At 72.8% G+C, this 15,044-nt stretch carries 13 protein-coding genes; 4 read left to right on the forward strand and 9 right to left on the reverse strand.

Annotation, left to right across the window (positions count from 1 at the left end; all coding sequences use genetic code 11):
- The first annotated feature begins 1 nt into the window (after position 1).
- A complete protein-coding gene (locus tag MRBLML1_RS21795; protein ID WP_364520049.1) occupies positions 2 to 775 on the forward strand; it encodes an NUDIX hydrolase in 774 nt (257 codons plus the stop codon).
- Here MRBLML1_RS21795 and MRBLML1_RS21800 read toward each other — a convergent pair.
- Positions 699 to 1,631 (reverse strand): EamA family transporter, encoded by a 933-nt coding sequence (locus MRBLML1_RS21800; RefSeq protein ID WP_364520051.1) that lies wholly within the window; start codon positions 1,629 to 1,631, stop codon positions 699 to 701. The two genes, MRBLML1_RS21795 and MRBLML1_RS21800, sit on opposite strands and share 77 nt — an antisense overlap.
- Before the next feature lie 73 nt (positions 1,632 to 1,704).
- Between MRBLML1_RS21800 and MRBLML1_RS21805 the strand changes: the two genes are divergently transcribed.
- Entirely contained in the window at positions 1,705 to 2,598 is an 894-nt protein-coding gene (locus MRBLML1_RS21805; RefSeq protein WP_364520053.1) for a LysR family transcriptional regulator, read from the forward strand.
- Between the two features lie 82 nt (positions 2,599 to 2,680).
- Here the strand turns inward: MRBLML1_RS21805 and MRBLML1_RS21810 are convergent, their stop codons facing one another.
- The 6 genes from MRBLML1_RS21810 to MRBLML1_RS21835 all read right to left on the reverse strand — a co-directional run bounded on the left by MRBLML1_RS21810 (position 2,681) and on the right by MRBLML1_RS21835 (position 10,438).
- Positions 2,681 to 6,145, reverse strand: coding sequence for a SpaA isopeptide-forming pilin-related protein (locus MRBLML1_RS21810; protein WP_364520055.1), 3,465 nt, complete (start codon positions 6,143 to 6,145; stop codon positions 2,681 to 2,683).
- A gap of 103 nt (positions 6,146 to 6,248) precedes the next feature.
- Positions 6,249 to 6,980 carry an EI24 domain-containing protein gene (locus tag MRBLML1_RS21815; RefSeq protein WP_364520057.1) on the reverse strand — a complete coding sequence of 244 codons (732 nt, stop codon included), beginning with the start codon at positions 6,978 to 6,980 and terminating at the stop codon, positions 6,249 to 6,251.
- 4 nt (positions 6,981 to 6,984) lie between these two features.
- A complete protein-coding gene (locus tag MRBLML1_RS21820) occupies positions 6,985 to 7,941 on the reverse strand; it encodes a co-chaperone YbbN (protein ID WP_364520059.1) in 957 nt (318 codons plus the stop codon).
- Between the two features lie 173 nt (positions 7,942 to 8,114).
- Complete coding sequence (locus MRBLML1_RS21825) at positions 8,115 to 8,651, reverse strand: PH domain-containing protein (RefSeq protein ID WP_364520061.1); 537 nt, start codon at positions 8,649 to 8,651, stop codon at positions 8,115 to 8,117.
- 14 nt (positions 8,652 to 8,665) lie between these two features.
- Complete coding sequence (locus tag MRBLML1_RS21830; protein WP_364520063.1) at positions 8,666 to 8,836, reverse strand: hypothetical protein; 171 nt, start codon at positions 8,834 to 8,836, stop codon at positions 8,666 to 8,668.
- Positions 8,837 to 9,016: 180 nt separating this feature from the next.
- On the reverse strand, positions 9,017 to 10,438 hold the full coding sequence (locus tag MRBLML1_RS21835; RefSeq protein ID WP_364520065.1) for a M1 family metallopeptidase: 1,422 nt from the start codon (positions 10,436 to 10,438) through the stop codon (positions 9,017 to 9,019).
- 179 nt (positions 10,439 to 10,617) lie between these two features.
- Between MRBLML1_RS21835 and MRBLML1_RS21840 the strand changes: the two genes are divergently transcribed.
- Positions 10,618 to 11,463, forward strand: coding sequence for a serine protein kinase RIO (locus tag MRBLML1_RS21840; RefSeq protein ID WP_364520067.1), 846 nt, complete (start codon positions 10,618 to 10,620; stop codon positions 11,461 to 11,463).
- Positions 11,464 to 11,469: 6 nt separating this feature from the next.
- Here the strand turns inward: MRBLML1_RS21840 and metX are convergent, their stop codons facing one another.
- Together metX and MRBLML1_RS21850 are read right to left on the reverse strand one after the other, a co-directional pair.
- Positions 11,470 to 12,564, reverse strand: coding sequence for a homoserine O-acetyltransferase MetX (gene metX, locus MRBLML1_RS21845; protein WP_364520069.1), 1,095 nt, complete (start codon positions 12,562 to 12,564; stop codon positions 11,470 to 11,472).
- Positions 12,565 to 12,569: 5 nt separating this feature from the next.
- Complete coding sequence (locus MRBLML1_RS21850) at positions 12,570 to 13,856, reverse strand: O-acetylhomoserine aminocarboxypropyltransferase/cysteine synthase family protein (RefSeq protein ID WP_364520071.1); 1,287 nt, start codon at positions 13,854 to 13,856, stop codon at positions 12,570 to 12,572.
- A gap of 129 nt (positions 13,857 to 13,985) precedes the next feature.
- Between MRBLML1_RS21850 and MRBLML1_RS21855 the strand changes: the two genes are divergently transcribed.
- Positions 13,986 to 14,921 carry an LOG family protein gene (locus MRBLML1_RS21855; RefSeq protein ID WP_364520073.1) on the forward strand — a complete coding sequence of 312 codons (936 nt, stop codon included), beginning with the start codon at positions 13,986 to 13,988 and terminating at the stop codon, positions 14,919 to 14,921.
- The last annotated feature ends 123 nt before the right edge of the window (positions 14,922 to 15,044 follow it).

Here is a 15,044-nt window from a genome sequence, read left to right on the forward strand (position 1 = left end):
CGTGTCCGAGCAGCCGGAGATCAGTCATGCGACCGTCGACGACGGCACCGCCCGGCTGACCTGGACCTCCGACCTGACCGACCGCGGCTGGCAGGCCGCCGTGGACGTCGTACGACGCCAGGTGGCCACGGCCCTCGCCGACCACGAGCGGGTCGAGGTCAAGGTCGCCGTCGACGACGCCGAGGCGCAGCGGATCGCGACCTGGTCGGGGCTGCGCCGCGAGGGCGTGCAGCGCGGACGGGCCGGGGACGTGGTCGTCTACGCGCGCCTGGTCGACGACGTGCCGGTGCACGAGCCCGGCGGCTTCCGGGCGCTGCTCAACTCCTTCCTGCCGCGCAAGCGCGGGATCGCGCAGATGCTGGTGCGTGACGAGTCGCCCGAGCCGCGGGTGCTGCTGTGCGAGCTCACCTACAAGAGCGACTGGGACCTGCCCGGCGGGGTCGTCGAGGTCGGCGAGTCCCCCCTCGTCGCGGTCTCCCGCGAGGTCGAGGAGGAGCTGGCGCTGGAGATCGCGGCCGGCCCGCTGCTGCTGACCGACTGGCTGCCGCCGTGGGGCGGCTGGGACGACGCGCTGTGCCTGGTCTTCGACGGCGGCGTGCACCCGGCGTCGATCACCGAGCGGATCGTGCCGCAGGCCCGCGAGATCAGGAGCGCAGAGTTCCTGACCCTGGCTCAGGTCGACGAGCGCGCCGCCGACTTCACGGCGCGACGGGTGCGAGCGGCGCTGGCTCATCTCGCGGGCGAGGGCCCGGCGTACTCCGAGTCCGGCCGCTGAGCCTGCTCCACCGGGCCTGGGCGACCAGGACACCGAGCACCAGCAGCGCTCCCCCGGCGAGCTCGCCCGCCGAGGGCACCTCGTCGAGCAGCGCCCACGCCGAGCCGATCGCGACCGGCGGCACGAGCAGGATCCACGGCACCACCGCCGAGGACGGGTTGCGCGAGAGCAGGCTGTTGAAGAGCCCGTAGCCCACCAGCGAGGCCAGCCCCGCGGTGTAGAGCGTGGAGAACGCGGCCCGCCAGCCGAAGGCGGCGACACCGTCGGCCACCGCGACCGGCCCGTCGACCAGCAGCGAGAGCGCGACGAGCGGCAACGGTACGACGAGCGCGGACCACACCGTCAGGCTCAGCCCGCCCCTGGCCCCGCTCGCACGGGAGACGACGTTGCCGATCGCCCACATCGCCGCGGCGCTCAGGCACAGCAGCAGCGCGACCGCCGGGACGTGCCCGCCGCGGCCGAGCCCGACCACGACCAGGCCGACCACCCCGAGCAGCACCCCCGCGACCTGCGGCCGGGTGGGCCGCTCGCGGAGCACCACGGCGGCGAGCCCGATCGTCAGCACGACCTGGGCCTGGAGCACCAGGCCGGCGAGCCCGGGCGGCATGCCGGCGTCCATCGCGACGTACAGGAAGCCGAACTGGCCGAGCGACATGAACGTCCCGACCGCCACGATGGTGCGCCACGGCACGGGCGGGCGCGGCAGCAGGAAGACCGCCGGCACGAGCACCGCCAGGAAGCGCACGGCGAGGAAGAGCAGCGGCGGCACATCGCCCATGCCCCAGTCGATCACGACGAAGTTGAAGCCCCAGATGGTCGCGACGAGCGCGGCGAGGGCCTGGTCCCTACGAGTCACGTGTCCATCGTCGGGGCTGCACACCATGAAGCACCAGCGAACAGTTGTGTGTCATTTCATGTAGCGTCACTGCATGATCAATCTGGATGCCCTCGCCGGGCTGCGCGCCGTCGCGACCCACGGCTCGGTCGTCGCCGCGGCCGCCGCCACCGGCTTCACCCCGAGCGCGATCTCGCAGCAGGTCAAGCGGCTGGAGAAGCAGACCGGTGTGCCGCTGCTCGAGCGAGTGGGTCGCGGGGTCATGCTGACCAGCCACGGCCAGCACCTCGTCGACGCCGGCGAACGGGTGCTCGCCGACCTGGAGCAGCTCGAGGCCGGGCTCCAGCAACGCGCCGGGGTCGTCGCCGGCCGGGTCCGGCTCGCGGCCTTCTCCACCGCCATGCGCGGGCTGATCGCCCCGATCGCACGGACCCTGCGCGACGCGCACCCCGACCTCGAGCTGACCCTCGACGAGCGCGAGCCGTGGGACGTCGTCGACCTCGTCGCCTCCGGCCAGGCCGAGCTCGGGATCGTGCACCGCTGGGGCGGTGTGCCGCTCGCGGTGCCGGACCACGTCGTCACCACCGCTGTCGCCACCGACCTCGCCGAGCTGGTCGTGCACCGCGACGACCCGCTCGCGCGGCGGCCCCGGGTCACCCCCCACGACCTCGTCGACGTCGGCTGGATCGCCACGCCCGAGGGGACGATCTGCCGCCAGTGGCTCTCCCGGATGTACGACGGCACCGGCCGCCCACCGCGGATCGCCCACGTCAGCGGGGAGTTCGAGTCGCACCTGGCGCTGGTGCGCGCCGGGCTCGGCGTCGCGCTGGTCCCGCGGATGGGTCGTGGACCGCTCGGGGACGACCTGGTCGCCGTACGGGTGGTGGACCCGGAGCCGATCCGCCTGGTCGACGCCCTGCACCGGCGCACGATGGCCGACTCCCCCGCCGTACAGGCCGTGCTCGCCGCGTTCGCCGGGCTGGGCTGACCGGTCCGCGGCGCTCATCTACCCGGGTGTTGTGGCCTCTACCAGGGTGGTCTACCACCCTGGTAGAGGCCTGAACACGTAGTTACAAGTGCGCGCGGCGCCGCTGCTCACCGGCCATCAGCCACCCGCCGAGCAGCACCAGCAGGGCGGCGAAGGCCACCAGCGGGACGGCGTACGTCGGGGCGCCGGTGTTGGGCAGCACACCCGACGCGCTCGTCGGGGTTCCGGCCGGCGGGTCCTCGACGATGCCGCCGACCGTGCCACCGCGCTCGTTGGTGACGGCGATCGTCAGCGTCGAGCCGGCGTTGGCGGTCGTGACCTCCACGGCGTGCTCGGCCGCGGTGCCGGTCGGCAGGACGTAGCCCTTCGGGGCCTTGGTCTCCACCGCGACGTACCCGCCGACGAGCAGACGGTCCCAGGCGATCCGGCCCTGTGCGTCGCTCGTGCGCGGCCCGCCGACCATCGGCTCGCCCGGGTCGCGGCGGCCGTCACGGTCGGTGTCGGCGTAGAGCTGGAAGACCGCGCCCGCCAGCGCCTTCGCGGTGAAGGCGTCGGTCTTGCGCAGGTCGATCCGGCTGCGCTTCTGCGGGTCGGCCACCGGGACCGGGGTGAAGGTGGTGCCGGCGTTGGCGGCCGACACCACGATCGGCACCGACACCGCGTCCTTCGGCAGCTGGTAGCCCTGGGGCGCCTTGGTCTCCCGCCAGAAGTACGTGCCGAACCCGACCGGGTCCACGCCGCACGCCTCGGTGGTGGTGGTGCAGGCACCGACCTTCGTGTCCGTCGCGGCGTCGAGGCGGCCGTCGCCATCCGTGTCGCGCCACAGCTCGAACGTCGCCCCGGCCAGCACGGCACCGGTCTCGGCGTCGTGCTTGACCACGCTCAGCGCGCTGCGCTTCTGCGGGTCGCCGATCACGGTCACCGGGAAGGTGCTGCCGGCGTTCTCCGCGGTGACCACGATCGCGCCGGACTGGGCGCCGGCCGGCAGGTCGTAGCCCTGCGGCGCCACCGTCTCCAGCCAGTAGTACGTACCGAACGGCAGCCCGTCGACCGAGCACGCCACGCCACCGGCGGTGGTGCACTCCTCGACCAGGCGGTCGCCGTCCGGCTGGAGGCCGGGGACGCCGTTGGTCTCGGTGTGGAGCGCGAAGGTGGCGCCGTCGAGCGTCGTACCGGTCTCCTGGTCCTGCTTGAGCACCGCCAGCGTGCTGGCGGTCTGCGGGTCGCGGAAGGTCGTCAGCGCGAAGTCGCCGCCGGCGTTGGCCGCGGTGACCTCGATCGGGTCGGAGTCGCGGTCCGCGGGCAGGTCGTAGCCCACCGGTGGGGTCAGCTCGTGCCAGACGTAGGTGCCGAACTCCAGGCCACCGACGGTGCAGCGCCCGGCCTGCGTGGTGCAGGTGCCGTACGTCGTCCAGGAGCCGTCCGTGCCCTGCCGGCGCAGCTCGAAGACCGCACCGTCCAGCTCGGCGTCCGTGCTCGCGTCGCGCTTGACGACGGTGAGCGCGGAGCGGACCTGCGGGTCGGCCAGCGTGGCCGGGGCGATCGTCGTACCGGCGTTGGTGGCGTCGACCGTGACCGGGCCGACGACCGGGTCCGCCGGGAGCGCGTAGCCCGTCGGCGCGGCGGTCTCGACCCACCAGTACGTCCCGAACGGCAGGTCGCCGATCGTGCACGAGCCCGCCGCCCCCGTCACGCAGGTGTCGCGCAGGGTGTCCTCGTCCCGCTGGAGGCCAGCGGTGCCGTTGGTGTCGCGGTAGAGCGCGAAGGTCGCCCCGGGCAGGTGCGCCCCGGTGCTCGCGTCCGTCTTCACGACCGACAGCGCGCTGCGCTTCTGCGGGTCACCGATCACGGTCACCGGGAAGCGGCCGCCGGCGTTGCTCGCGTCGACCACGATCGCCGCGGAGATCGCGTCGGCGGGCAGCTCGTAGCCCTGCGGCGCCTGGGTCTCCTGCCAGTAGTACGTGCCGAACGGCAGGTCGCCGACCGTGCACGGCGCGGTGCCGGCCGTCGTGCAGGGGCTGCCCACCGCGGTGTCGGCGCCGGGCTGGAGCCCGGTCTCGCCGTTGCTCTCGCGCCACAGCTGGAAGACGGCGCCCGGTACGACGGTGTCGGTGACGGACCCGTCCGGACGCGCCTCGTGCTTGAGGACCGACAGCTCCGAGGTCAGCCGGCTGTCGGTGAAGGCGGGCACCCGCACCGGGGTGGCGTCACCGGCCGGCACGGTGAAGGGGACCGGGCTCGGGTCGTCGATCCGGTAGCCCTCGGGCGCGGCGATCTCGGTGACCGTCCACGCACCGGGGACCAGGCCGCGCACCTCGACCCGGCCCAGGGTCGGGTCGGCGTCGGGCGCCTGGTTGTCGGTGACCTCGATCGCCGGACGGCCGGCGTGCTCGAAGCGGAAGGTCGCGGCACCGATCAGCGCACCGCCGTCGGCGTCGCGCTTCTCGACGATCGCACCACCCTGGGTGTTGGTGAAGACGCAGTGCACGTCGCCGCCCTCGGCGCCCACGGTCACGACGCCGGTGGCGAGGTCGGTGCGCACCCCCGAGGTGTCGCCGGTGCAGGCGAGGCCGGTCAGCGTCCAGCCGGCGGCGTCCCGCTCACCGAAGGTCGACTCCCCGCTGACCTCGTACGACGCGGTGTCGTCGTCGCCGAGCGTCGTGCTCGCCGGCAGCGGGCCGTCGACGGTGTCCCCGTCGAGGTCGAAGGTGAACCGGTCCGGCGCACCCTGCGGCAGGGTCTGCTTCTCGATGGTGACCTGGCGGACCGGGTCGAGGATGCCGTAGACGCAGCCGGTGGTCTCCTGCTGCTCCGGGGTCACGAAGGCGTCGGTGGCGTTCGCAGGCGGCGTGGCCGGGCAGGTGGATCCGGGCGCCTTCGCGACCGAGGTGATGGTCAGCCGGTAGCGCTGGCCGGTCGCGTCGGTGACCGCCCGGGAGCCGCTCGGGTCGGTGAAGCTCAGCCGGTCGTCGCACGGGCCGTTCGTGGCGCCGTACGCGCACCGGCCGGCGACGTTCGGCGTCTCCTCCAGCACCCACGGGTAGTCCACCGTCGGCGTGCCCTGGAAGTCGCCCAGCCGCAGCGACAGGGTGCCGCCGAGGAACGTCGAGCCGGCGCCGCCCGAGGAGCGGATCGGGTTGTTGTAGTGGATGATCGAGGCGAGCAGGAAGGCCTGGCCCGGGTCCACGTCACCCGCGTTGTGGGCGTCGAAGCCGACCCCGCTCTGGCGGTCGAGGTCGAGCGCCGCCGGACATCCGGTGGCACCGCTCGGCACGCCGTAGGAGAAGTCCACCTCGCCGGCCGACGGCGTGCCGGCCCCGGGCGCGTAGTGCAGGCAGGGCACCGGGGTGCCGTCGGCGTTGCGGACGTCGGAGACCGCGCCGGTGACGTTGCCGACACTCACCGCGTCCGCGGGCGCCAGCACGAGGGCCGGCACGGCGATCCCCGTGGCGAGGACCGCGACGGCGGAGAGCCAGCGCGCGAGGCGCCCTCCCCGGGCTCGGTTCCTGGTGGTGTGCGTGCGCGCGGCGGCGCTGCCGGATGGCATCGGTGCTGCTCCCTCGATCGACGATTGTCCCGGTGCCGGACACCGCCGCGACGGAGGTCTTACGCGACCATCGCCGAATTCGCGGAAGGTTTACCGCATCTGGTCATCGCGGCGCGCGGTCCAGCGCCTCCCGGGCCAGGTACGTCGCGCCGGCCACCGCCGCCGGCATCACCGCGATCCCGCCGAGGGGCACCAGGAAGCAGGCCTGCACGCAGACCCCGAAGCCGAGCATCGCACCGCGGTGCTGCCTCATCAGCGCGGCCCGCTGCGCACGGTCGAGGCCGCGCGCCTCCAATGGCCGGGAGACGAGCTCGCCCGCGAGCAGCCGGCCGGACAGGACCAGGCCGAGCGCGAATCCGATCACCGCTCCGACCAGCGGCAGCAGCCCGATCGCGAAGACCACGACGGCGGTGACGACCCCCATCACCACCAGCACCAGCCCGTCGGCGATGCCACGCAGCCAGCCGACGCCACGGTCGGGCACGGTGCCGCCGAGCGAGAGCTCGACCTCCTTCCAGATCTTCTCGTAGAAGGGGTCGCCCACCGCGAGCGTGAGCCCGGTGAAGGTGACGATCGCGAGCATGCCGGCACCGGCGACGACCAGCAGCCACAGCAGCGCCCGGAACACCGAGCGGATCGCCTCGGACCAGCCGTCGGCGAAGGGGGTGGCCCAGGAGATCAGGTCGTCGGCGTAGACGACCAGGGCGACGAACGCCCCCGCCAGCAGCACCCCGACGATCAGCGCCGGGACGATGCCGAGCAGCATCAGACGGGGCCGCTCGCGCCACAGCCGCAGCCCCCGCAGCAGGAAGCCGGCGCCCTGCCGGAAGCCCATCGGCTCAGAACAGGGCAGACGCGAGGGCCTGGCGGCCCTTGAGCACCCGCGGGTCGTCGTTGCCGACCGCGCCGAAGAGCCCGAGCAGGTGCTCGCGGGCCCGGTCGCGGTCCTTGCCGGCCGTACGACGGACCAGCTCCACCAGCCGTGCGAAGGCGTCCTCCACGTGGCCGCCCAGCATGTCCAGGTCGGCGACGAGGGTCTGCGCGTCGAGGTCGTCGGGGCTCGCGGCGGCCGCGGCCCGCGCCGCGTTGAGGTCGACGCCCTGGGTGCGCTGCAGCACCTTCGCCATCGCCAGGCCGGCGGCGGCCTCGGCGTCGGCGGGGTTGCCGTCGACGAGCTTCTGGTACTCCGCGACCGCACGGTCGATGTCGCCCGCGGCGAGCGCGTCCTGGGCCGGCGCGTAGCGCGGGTCGACCTCGGCCTCCTCGCCCTCCTCGCCGGGGGCCGCGGGCGCGGCGAACGCGTTCGGCTGGTGCCGCCCGGCGATGCCCTGGGCGGTGAGCTGCTGGGCGAGCTGGTTGAACAGGGCCCGGATGTCGTCGATCGGCGCCGCTCCCGGGATCGGCTGGGTCGCCGGCCGACCGTCGAGGATCACCAGCATCAGCGGCACCTGCGGGATCTGCATCGCCTGGGCGATCTGCGGCACGGCGTCCACGTCGATGCTCGCGGCGAGGAACCGGCCGTCGTACTCGGCCGCCACGGTGGCCACGTCGCGTGCCAGCTGCTCGCTCTCCGGCGACTGGGTCGCGGAGTGGAACACCAGCACGACCGGCGCCGTCATCGACGCCTCGAGCACGTTCTGGAAGTTCGCCTCGTCCACCGCCACCGAGTACGCCGACCCGGCGCTCGCGCCGCCTGCGGGTGCCGCGCTCGGCGTACTGCCGCCGGCGGCCGGGGCGGGCCGCTTCAGCGCCGAGAGGTCGATGGCTCCGGGACGGGAGAACGGCTGCTGCGTCATGCCCGCAATCCTACGAAGCCCCGGTGGAGACACCGACGACGGGCGATCAGATACCGGTCATCCAGATACCGGTCGCCGGTGGTTTGTCGCTAGGCGGACTCGGTGGCACCGGACGCGACCGCGTGGCCGGCAGCGCGGCGGAGCGCAGCGAGGGCGCGCTCGGCCCATCGAGGCTAGTTCGGGACGCGGGGGCCGCGCAGGCCAGAGCGCTGGACGACGCGCTGGATGGCGAGGTCGCGGTCGTCGGGCCGCCCGACGTACCGGATGTCGCGCAGGCCCTGCTCCTGCGCGGCCGACTCGAAGCAGAAGTGGCCGAAGCCGAGCATGCGCCCGTGCAGCGGCTTCTTCACCGAGATGTCGAGGATCCGGCTCAGCGGCATGGTGGCGAGGCTCTGGGAGAGCACGCCGTGCACGCGGAAGACCCGCATGTTGGTGATCACGAAGCGGTCGCGCAGGACCGCCAGCCAGCCCCACGCGGCGTGCGCGAGCAGGGCGACCGCGACGATGAGGAAGAACCAGGCGACCTGGACGGCCACGAACCAGCTCCAGACCAGCAGCAGGGTCGCCAGCACGCCCTCGGCACCGGGGCGCAGGTAGGCGAACCAGTGGTGGGTCACCTCGTCGACGACCACCTCGCCCTCGTCGCGCAGGAGGTGCTTGCCGATCTTCGGGTCGCCGAGCCGGACCACGAGGCCCGCGACGAAGCTCATGAGGAGTCCCTGGGTCAGTCCATCGCGCCGACGAAGTCGATGACCCCGTCGAAGGCCTGGGTGGTCAGGTCCCAGCCGTTGCTCGCCGCGCTCTTGGACGTGACCGCCAGCCCCGAGGGGTCGGTGAACATCCAGAACCCGAGGAACACGATCACCACCAGGGCGATCAGCTTCTTGGCGTCCATGGGTCTCCATCCTGGTGCGGGCGCGCGCCCGACGGGGGCACAGGTCGACACATTGGTACCAAACGCCCCACCCGTCACGTGGGAGGCGCGCTGGACCTCGCCCGGCCGGGCGAGTGACACCTCCGGCAGGTCGTACGGCGCCGTGCGGCTGCCGTGGGTGTCACTCGGCGCGGAGGGAGGCTACGGGCAGGCGTGGGTCAACCCGTTGGCCGGCGTGGCCGCCGGCGCCGCGCCGGAGCGCAGCCAGGCCTGGAAGAACCCGCGCAGGTCCTGGCCGGTGCGCGCCGAGGCGAGCGCCTCGAACTGCGCGACCGTCGCGTTGCCGTCGTGGTGCGAGGCGACCCAGGTGCGCAGCAGGTCGCGCATCGCGGTGGCACCGATCCGGCTCTGCAGGGCCGCGAGCACCATCGCCCCGCGGTCGTAGACCGCCGAGTCGAAGATGTTGGCCGCGCCGGGGTTGCTGAGGTTGATCGCCCAGAACGATCCTCGCTCCCCGCACTCCTCGTCCCAGGCCCGGTCGAGCCAGGTCTTCACCGAGGGGCCGCCGTGCGCGGCGTCGTAGGCGACCTCGCTGAAGGTCGCGAAGCCCTCGTTGATCCAGATGTCGCGCCAGCGCTGCACGGAGACGCTGTCGCCGAACCACTGGTGGGCGATCTCGTGCACGATCACCCCCGGGTAGACCCACGAGCCGTACGTCGGACGCGTCTGGTTCTCCAGGGCGAAGCCCACGCCGAGGCTGGTCACCAGCCCACCGGTGGAGGTGAACGGGTACTTCCCCACCCAGGACTGCAGCCAGTCGGTGATCGCGCCGGTGCGGCGCAGCGCCGCCATCGCCCGGGTCCGCTCCGCCTTCGGCAGCCGGGCCGAGACGGCGTTGACGTAACGGATGCCGGCGGCGCTGCGGCCGGTCTCGACCTGGAACCGGCCCGCCGCGAAGAACGCGAGGTAGGTCGCCATCGGGTCGCTCATCCGCCAGTGCGTGGTGGCCTTGGTGCCGCGGACCGTGCGGCCGACGTAGCTGCCGTTGCTGACGACCCGCTTGCCGCGCGGGGTGGTCACCCGGATGTCGAAGACGGCCTTGTCGCTGGGGTGGTCGTTGGAGGGGAACCACCACGGCGCCATGTGCGGCTCGTTCATCGCGACGACCTCGCCGCTGTCGGCGAGCCAGTTGCGCTCGCCGGCGTAGCGGTAGCGGCCCGGGTAGCCGCCGTAGGCCACGGCCACCTTGAAGATCGCGCCCTTGCGGATCGCCCGGGCGGGGCGGATGTAGAGCTCGTGGTTGTTGGGCTTGCCGAAGCGGGCCTTGCGCCCGTCGACGGTGACCCCGGAGACCGGCAGCAGCAGGTCGAGGTTGAGGCTGTAGAGGTCCTTGGTGGCCCGCATCGTGACGATCGTGCGGCCGCTGAGGCGCGCCCGCGAGAAGTCGTAGCCGACGCGGACGTCGTAGCGCAGGGCGTTGGTGCCGCCGTTGCCGTCGAGCTTCCAGTACGGGTCGGGGCCACTCCCCCCGCCGCCGCTGGGTGCGGCCGTGCGCACGGCAGCGCCCGAGAAGCCCGGGACGAGGACCAGCAGGAGCACCACGAGAACGATCCGCCAACGCATGGCAGCACCGTACGTCAATCCTCCGACGGAAAACCGGTTGTCGTGCCGGATCGGGATGCGCGAGCATCGGCTACGTCGTCCGCGCGCCCCGCGGACCCGTCGAGAGGAGCGTGACATGTCCATGACTGTCCTCGGCCTGCCTTCAGACCGATTCCTCTCGATCCCCAGGAGCACCCGTCTTGTCCCAGGAGAACCTCTCCCCTGACCTCGACCCCCGGTTCGTCTTCGACTACCGGGCCTACGACGACCTCGGGCCCGGCCAACGCTGGTCGACCTGGCTCGACGTCGAGCCGCTGTCCCGCGGCCCCGAGCCCCGTCCCGACTGGGTGGTGACCTCGCAGGGCGCGGTCGACACCGAGCTCGGCATCTTGAAGACCGGCAAGGAGGCCGACGTCTTCCTGCTGGACCGCACCGACCCGCACGACCCGGCGCAGTCGGTGGTGATGGCGGCCAAGCGCTACCGCGCGCCGGAGCACCGCACCTTCCACCGTGCGGCGAGCTACACCGAGGGGCGCAGCATGAAGCGCTCGCGCGACGAGCGCGCGGTCAAGCGCAAGTCCACCTTCGGCCGCGAGGTCGCCGCCGGCGAGTGGGCGGTCTCGGAGTGGTCCGCCCTCAACCGCTGCTGGGAGCTCGGCCTGCCGGTCCCCTACCCGGTGCAGGTCGAGGGCACCGAGATCCTCATGGAGTGGATCACCGTCGACGGCGAGACCGCGCCCCGGCTGGCCCAGACCCGGCCGGAGCCGGCGCTGCTGGCGTCGTACTTCGACCAGCTGCGCGAGGCGATGGCGACGCTGGTGCAGGCGGGCCTGGTGCACGGCGACCTGTCGCCGTACAACATCCTGGCGGCGGGCGAGCGGCTCGTGGTCATCGACCTGCCCCAGCTCGTGGACCTCGTCGGCAACGCGCAGGGCTTCGACTTCCTGCTGCGCGACTGCACCAACGTGTGCACGTGGTTCGTCCGGCGCGGGCTGGAGGTGGATCCGCAGGAGCTGTTCGGCGAGCTGATGGCGCACGCCTTCTAGGCGTTGCTAACCGAGGTGCCGGCGCACCTCGTCGTGGTAGCCGGGCGGCTCCAGCAGGAAGGAGTCGTGGCCCCACGGCGAGGTGATCTCGACGTGCTCGACGGCCGCGCCGCGCGCGGCGAGCCGGTCGCGGATCCGCAGCGAGTGGGGGGTCGGGAAGCGCCAGTCGGAGTCGAAGGAGATCAGCCCGAACCGCGTCGACGGTACGACGTCGGGATGCGCCCCGAACGGGTCGAAGTAGTCCATCGGCCGGGTCAGGTGGAGGTAGGACAGCGCGTCGAAGCGGCGCAGGAAGGCCTCCCCCTGGTGCTGGAGGTAGGCCTCCACCTCGAAGTCGGCGTCGAGCCGCTTGGCGTGCCCCACCGTCGCCCGCCGGTGACCGAACTTCGCCTCCAGCGACTCGGGCGAGACGTAGGTGATGTGGGCCATCATCCGGGCGATCTTGAGCCCGTGCCGCGGCGTGGTGCCGTGCTCGGCGTACCGGCCGCCGTGGAAGTCGGGGTCCTCCAGGATCGCCGCACGCGCGACCGAGGAGAAGGCGATGTTCTCCGGGGTGAGCCGCGAGCTGGCGGCGACGAGCACGGCGCGGCCGATCCGGTCGGGCTCGGTGAGTGCCCACTCCAGCACCTGCATCCCGCCGAGCGAGCCCCCGACCGCGGCGTGCAGGCGTTCGATGCCGAGGTGGTCGAGCAGTCCACGGTGGACGGCGACGAGGTCGGCCATGTCGAGCGCCGGGAAGTCCGGGCCGTGGGCGCGGCCGGTGGCCGGGTCGACCGACTGCGGGCCGGTCGTGCCCGAGCAGCCGCCGAGCAGGTTGGCGGAGACGACGAAGAAGCGGTCGGTGTCGAGCGCCTTGCCGGGCCCGATCAGGTTGTCCCACCAGCCCGGCCGGGTGGCGCCCTCGTGCCAGCCGGCCGCGTGCGCGTCACCGGTGAGCGCGTGGCAGACGAAGACCGCGTTGTCGCGCGCCGGCGACAGCGTCCCGTAGGTCTCGTAGGCGATCTCGACGTGCCCGAGCTCCGCGCCCGAGGCGAGCACCAGCGGGCCGTGCTGCGTGAGCACGGCCCGCTGGGTCGCGACGACCCCGACGGAGTCGGTCATGGTGGCTACTTCGCGGCGATGAGGGCCTGCTCGAGGTCGGCGACGATGTCGTCGATGTTCTCGATGCCGACCGAGAGCCGGACCAGGTCCTCCGGTACGCCGGCCAGCTCCAGCTCCTCCGGGGTGAGCTGCGAGTGCGTGGTGCTCGCGTTGTGCACGGCCAGCGACTTGGCGTCGCCGATGTTGACGAGGTGGCTGAACAGCTCCAGGGACTCGATGAAGCGCTTGCCGCCGTCCCGGCCGCTCTTGAGGCCGAAGGACACCAGGCCGCCGTACCCCTTGCCGGTGAAGAGGCGGTCGGCGACGGCCTTGGAGGGGTCGCCCTCGAGGCCGGGGTAGTTCACCCACGCGACCGCCTCGTGGCCCTGGAGGTACTTGGCCACGGCCAACGCGTTCTCGCTGTGCCGCTCCAGGCGCAGGTGCAGCGTCTCCAGGCCCTGCAGGAACAGGAAGGAGTTGAGCGGGGCGATCGCGGCGCCGGTGTTGCGCAGCAGCACGGTCCGGGCCCGGATGATGTAGGCGAGCTCGGCGACAGCATCGGTCCACACCACCCCGTGGTACGCCGAGTCGGGGGTCGTCAGGCCGGGGAAGCGCTCGGGGTGCGCGGCCCAGTCGAACTTGCCACTGTCGACGATGACGCCGCCGATGGAGGTGCCGTGGCCGCCGATGTACTTGGTCGCGGAGTGCACCGCGATGTCGGCACCGTGGTCGAAGACCCGCTCCAGGTAGGGCGTGGTGACGGTGTTGTCCACGACGAGCGGGAGGCCCTGCGCGTGCGCCGCGTCGGCCCAGGCGCGGGTGTCGACGACGTTGATCTTCGGGTTGCCGATGGTCTCGGCGAAGACCAGCTTGGTCCTCTCGTCAACGTGCTCGGCCAGGTCCTCCGGCTTGTCCGGGTCGACGAAGCGGACCTCGATGCCGTACTGCGGCAGCGTGTGCGCGAAGAGCGCGTAGGTGCCGCCGTAGAGCGTGGAGATCGCGACGATGTTGTCGCCGGCGTAGGTCAGGTTGAGCACGGAGTAGGTGATCGCGGCCGAGCCGGAGGCGACGGCCAGGGCGCCGACCCCGCCCTCGAGCTGGGCGACGCGCTCCTCGAACGCCGACTGGGTCGGGTTCATGATCCGCGTGTAGATGTTGCCGGGCTCCGACAGCGCGAAGAGGTTGGCGGCGTGCTCGGTGTCGTTGAAGACGTAGGACGTGGTCTGGTAGATCGGCACCGCCCGCGCGTTGGTGGCCGGGTCGGGCTCTTCCTGACCGGCGTGCACGGCGAGGGTCTCGGGACGGTAGGTCATCGGTGTCTCCTGTCGAGGGATCGCCGGCGCGCGGCGTGCTGGTGGCATTAACTCTAGTGAGTTGATCAAGAAACATGAGACGCGTTGTCCACCGCTCGGACACGCACCCGTCGGGTAGCGTCCGGCCGCGTGAGGAGCACCCGCAGCCGCAACGCCGTCGTCACCACCCGCACCACCGACGACCGGCACTGGCAGGCGGGCGCCGGCCGGGCGGCGGAAGCCGGGCTCCCCGGCCTCGACATCGAGCGGAGCACGCTCTACTCCCCCGCCGAGCTCTACGACCGCACGCCCTACGCCGAGACCTTCGACGCCCGCGCCTACGCCTGGGCCCGCGCCGCGTGCGGGCCCGCGGAGGCGCTGGCCGAGGTGCTCCACGACCAGGCCGTCGACACCGCCCTCGCCGACTGGGTGCGCGAGCCCCGGCTGGTCGGGGTGATGGGCGGGCACGCGGCCGACCGCGGCACCCCCGGCTACGCCGAGGCGGCCCGTCTGGGTGCGCTGCTCGGCGCCGGGCACGTGGTGGCGACCGGCGGCGGACCCGGCGCCATGGAGGCCGCCAACCTCGGCGGCCGGATGGCCGGGCTGGACGCCGACACCCTCGCCGAGGCCGTACGACGGGTCAGCGCCGTGCCGTCGTTCCGGCCCTCGATCGACGACTGGGTGCAGGCGGCCCGCGACGCGCTGGAGCTCAGCCCGTCGCCGAGGCCCTCGCTCGGCGTACCGACGTGGCACTACGGGCACGAGCCGCCCAACCTGTTCGCCACCGCGATCGCGAAGTACTTCCGCAACGCGCTGCGCGAGGCGATCCTGCTCCAGGTCTGCGACGCCGGGATCGTGTTCCTCGCCGGCGCCGGCGGGACCGTGCAGGAGATCTTCCAGGACGCCTGCGAGAACTACTACGCCGGCGAGCAGGACGTCGCCCCGATGGTCCTCGTCGGGCGCGCCTACTGGACCGAGACGCTGCCCGCCTGGCCGCTGCTACAGGCGCTGTCGCGCGGCCGGGCGATGGAGGCGCACGTGCACCTCGTCGACACCGTCGACGAGGCCGCGGCGCTGTTCACCTAGGTGTGATGTCCAGGGAGGTTGTACCGCCCGGCATCGGTGAGCCTGTCTGACAGACGAAGGCCTCCGGTTGTGAAGTGGAGCTGTCTAGGAACCGCTTCACCCGACCGGAGGCCCTCATGTCCC

Source organism: Nocardioides sp. LML1-1-1.1 (genome assembly GCF_040676175.1).
GTDB lineage: Bacteria > Actinomycetota > Actinomycetes > Propionibacteriales > Nocardioidaceae > Nocardioides.

Coding starts and splice junctions, on each gene's coding strand:
- metX (WP_364520069.1), bottom strand. CDS start 12,564: ATGACCGACTCCGTCGGGGTCGTCGCGACCCAGCGGGCCGTGCTCACG.
- MRBLML1_RS21815 (WP_364520057.1), bottom strand. CDS start 6,980: ATGGGCTTCCGGCAGGGCGCCGGCTTCCTGCTGCGGGGGCTGCGGCTG.
- MRBLML1_RS21810 (WP_364520055.1), bottom strand. CDS start 6,145: ATGCCATCCGGCAGCGCCGCCGCGCGCACGCACACCACCAGGAACCGA.
- MRBLML1_RS21850 (WP_364520071.1), bottom strand. CDS start 13,856: ATGACCTACCGTCCCGAGACCCTCGCCGTGCACGCCGGTCAGGAAGAG.
- MRBLML1_RS21825 (WP_364520061.1), bottom strand. CDS start 8,651: ATGAGCTTCGTCGCGGGCCTCGTGGTCCGGCTCGGCGACCCGAAGATC.
- MRBLML1_RS21830 (WP_364520063.1), bottom strand. CDS start 8,836: ATGGACGCCAAGAAGCTGATCGCCCTGGTGGTGATCGTGTTCCTCGGG.
- MRBLML1_RS21805 (WP_364520053.1), top strand. CDS start 1,705: ATGATCAATCTGGATGCCCTCGCCGGGCTGCGCGCCGTCGCGACCCAC.
- MRBLML1_RS21820 (WP_364520059.1), bottom strand. CDS start 7,941: ATGACGCAGCAGCCGTTCTCCCGTCCCGGAGCCATCGACCTCTCGGCG.
- MRBLML1_RS21835 (WP_364520065.1), bottom strand. CDS start 10,438: ATGCGTTGGCGGATCGTTCTCGTGGTGCTCCTGCTGGTCCTCGTCCCG.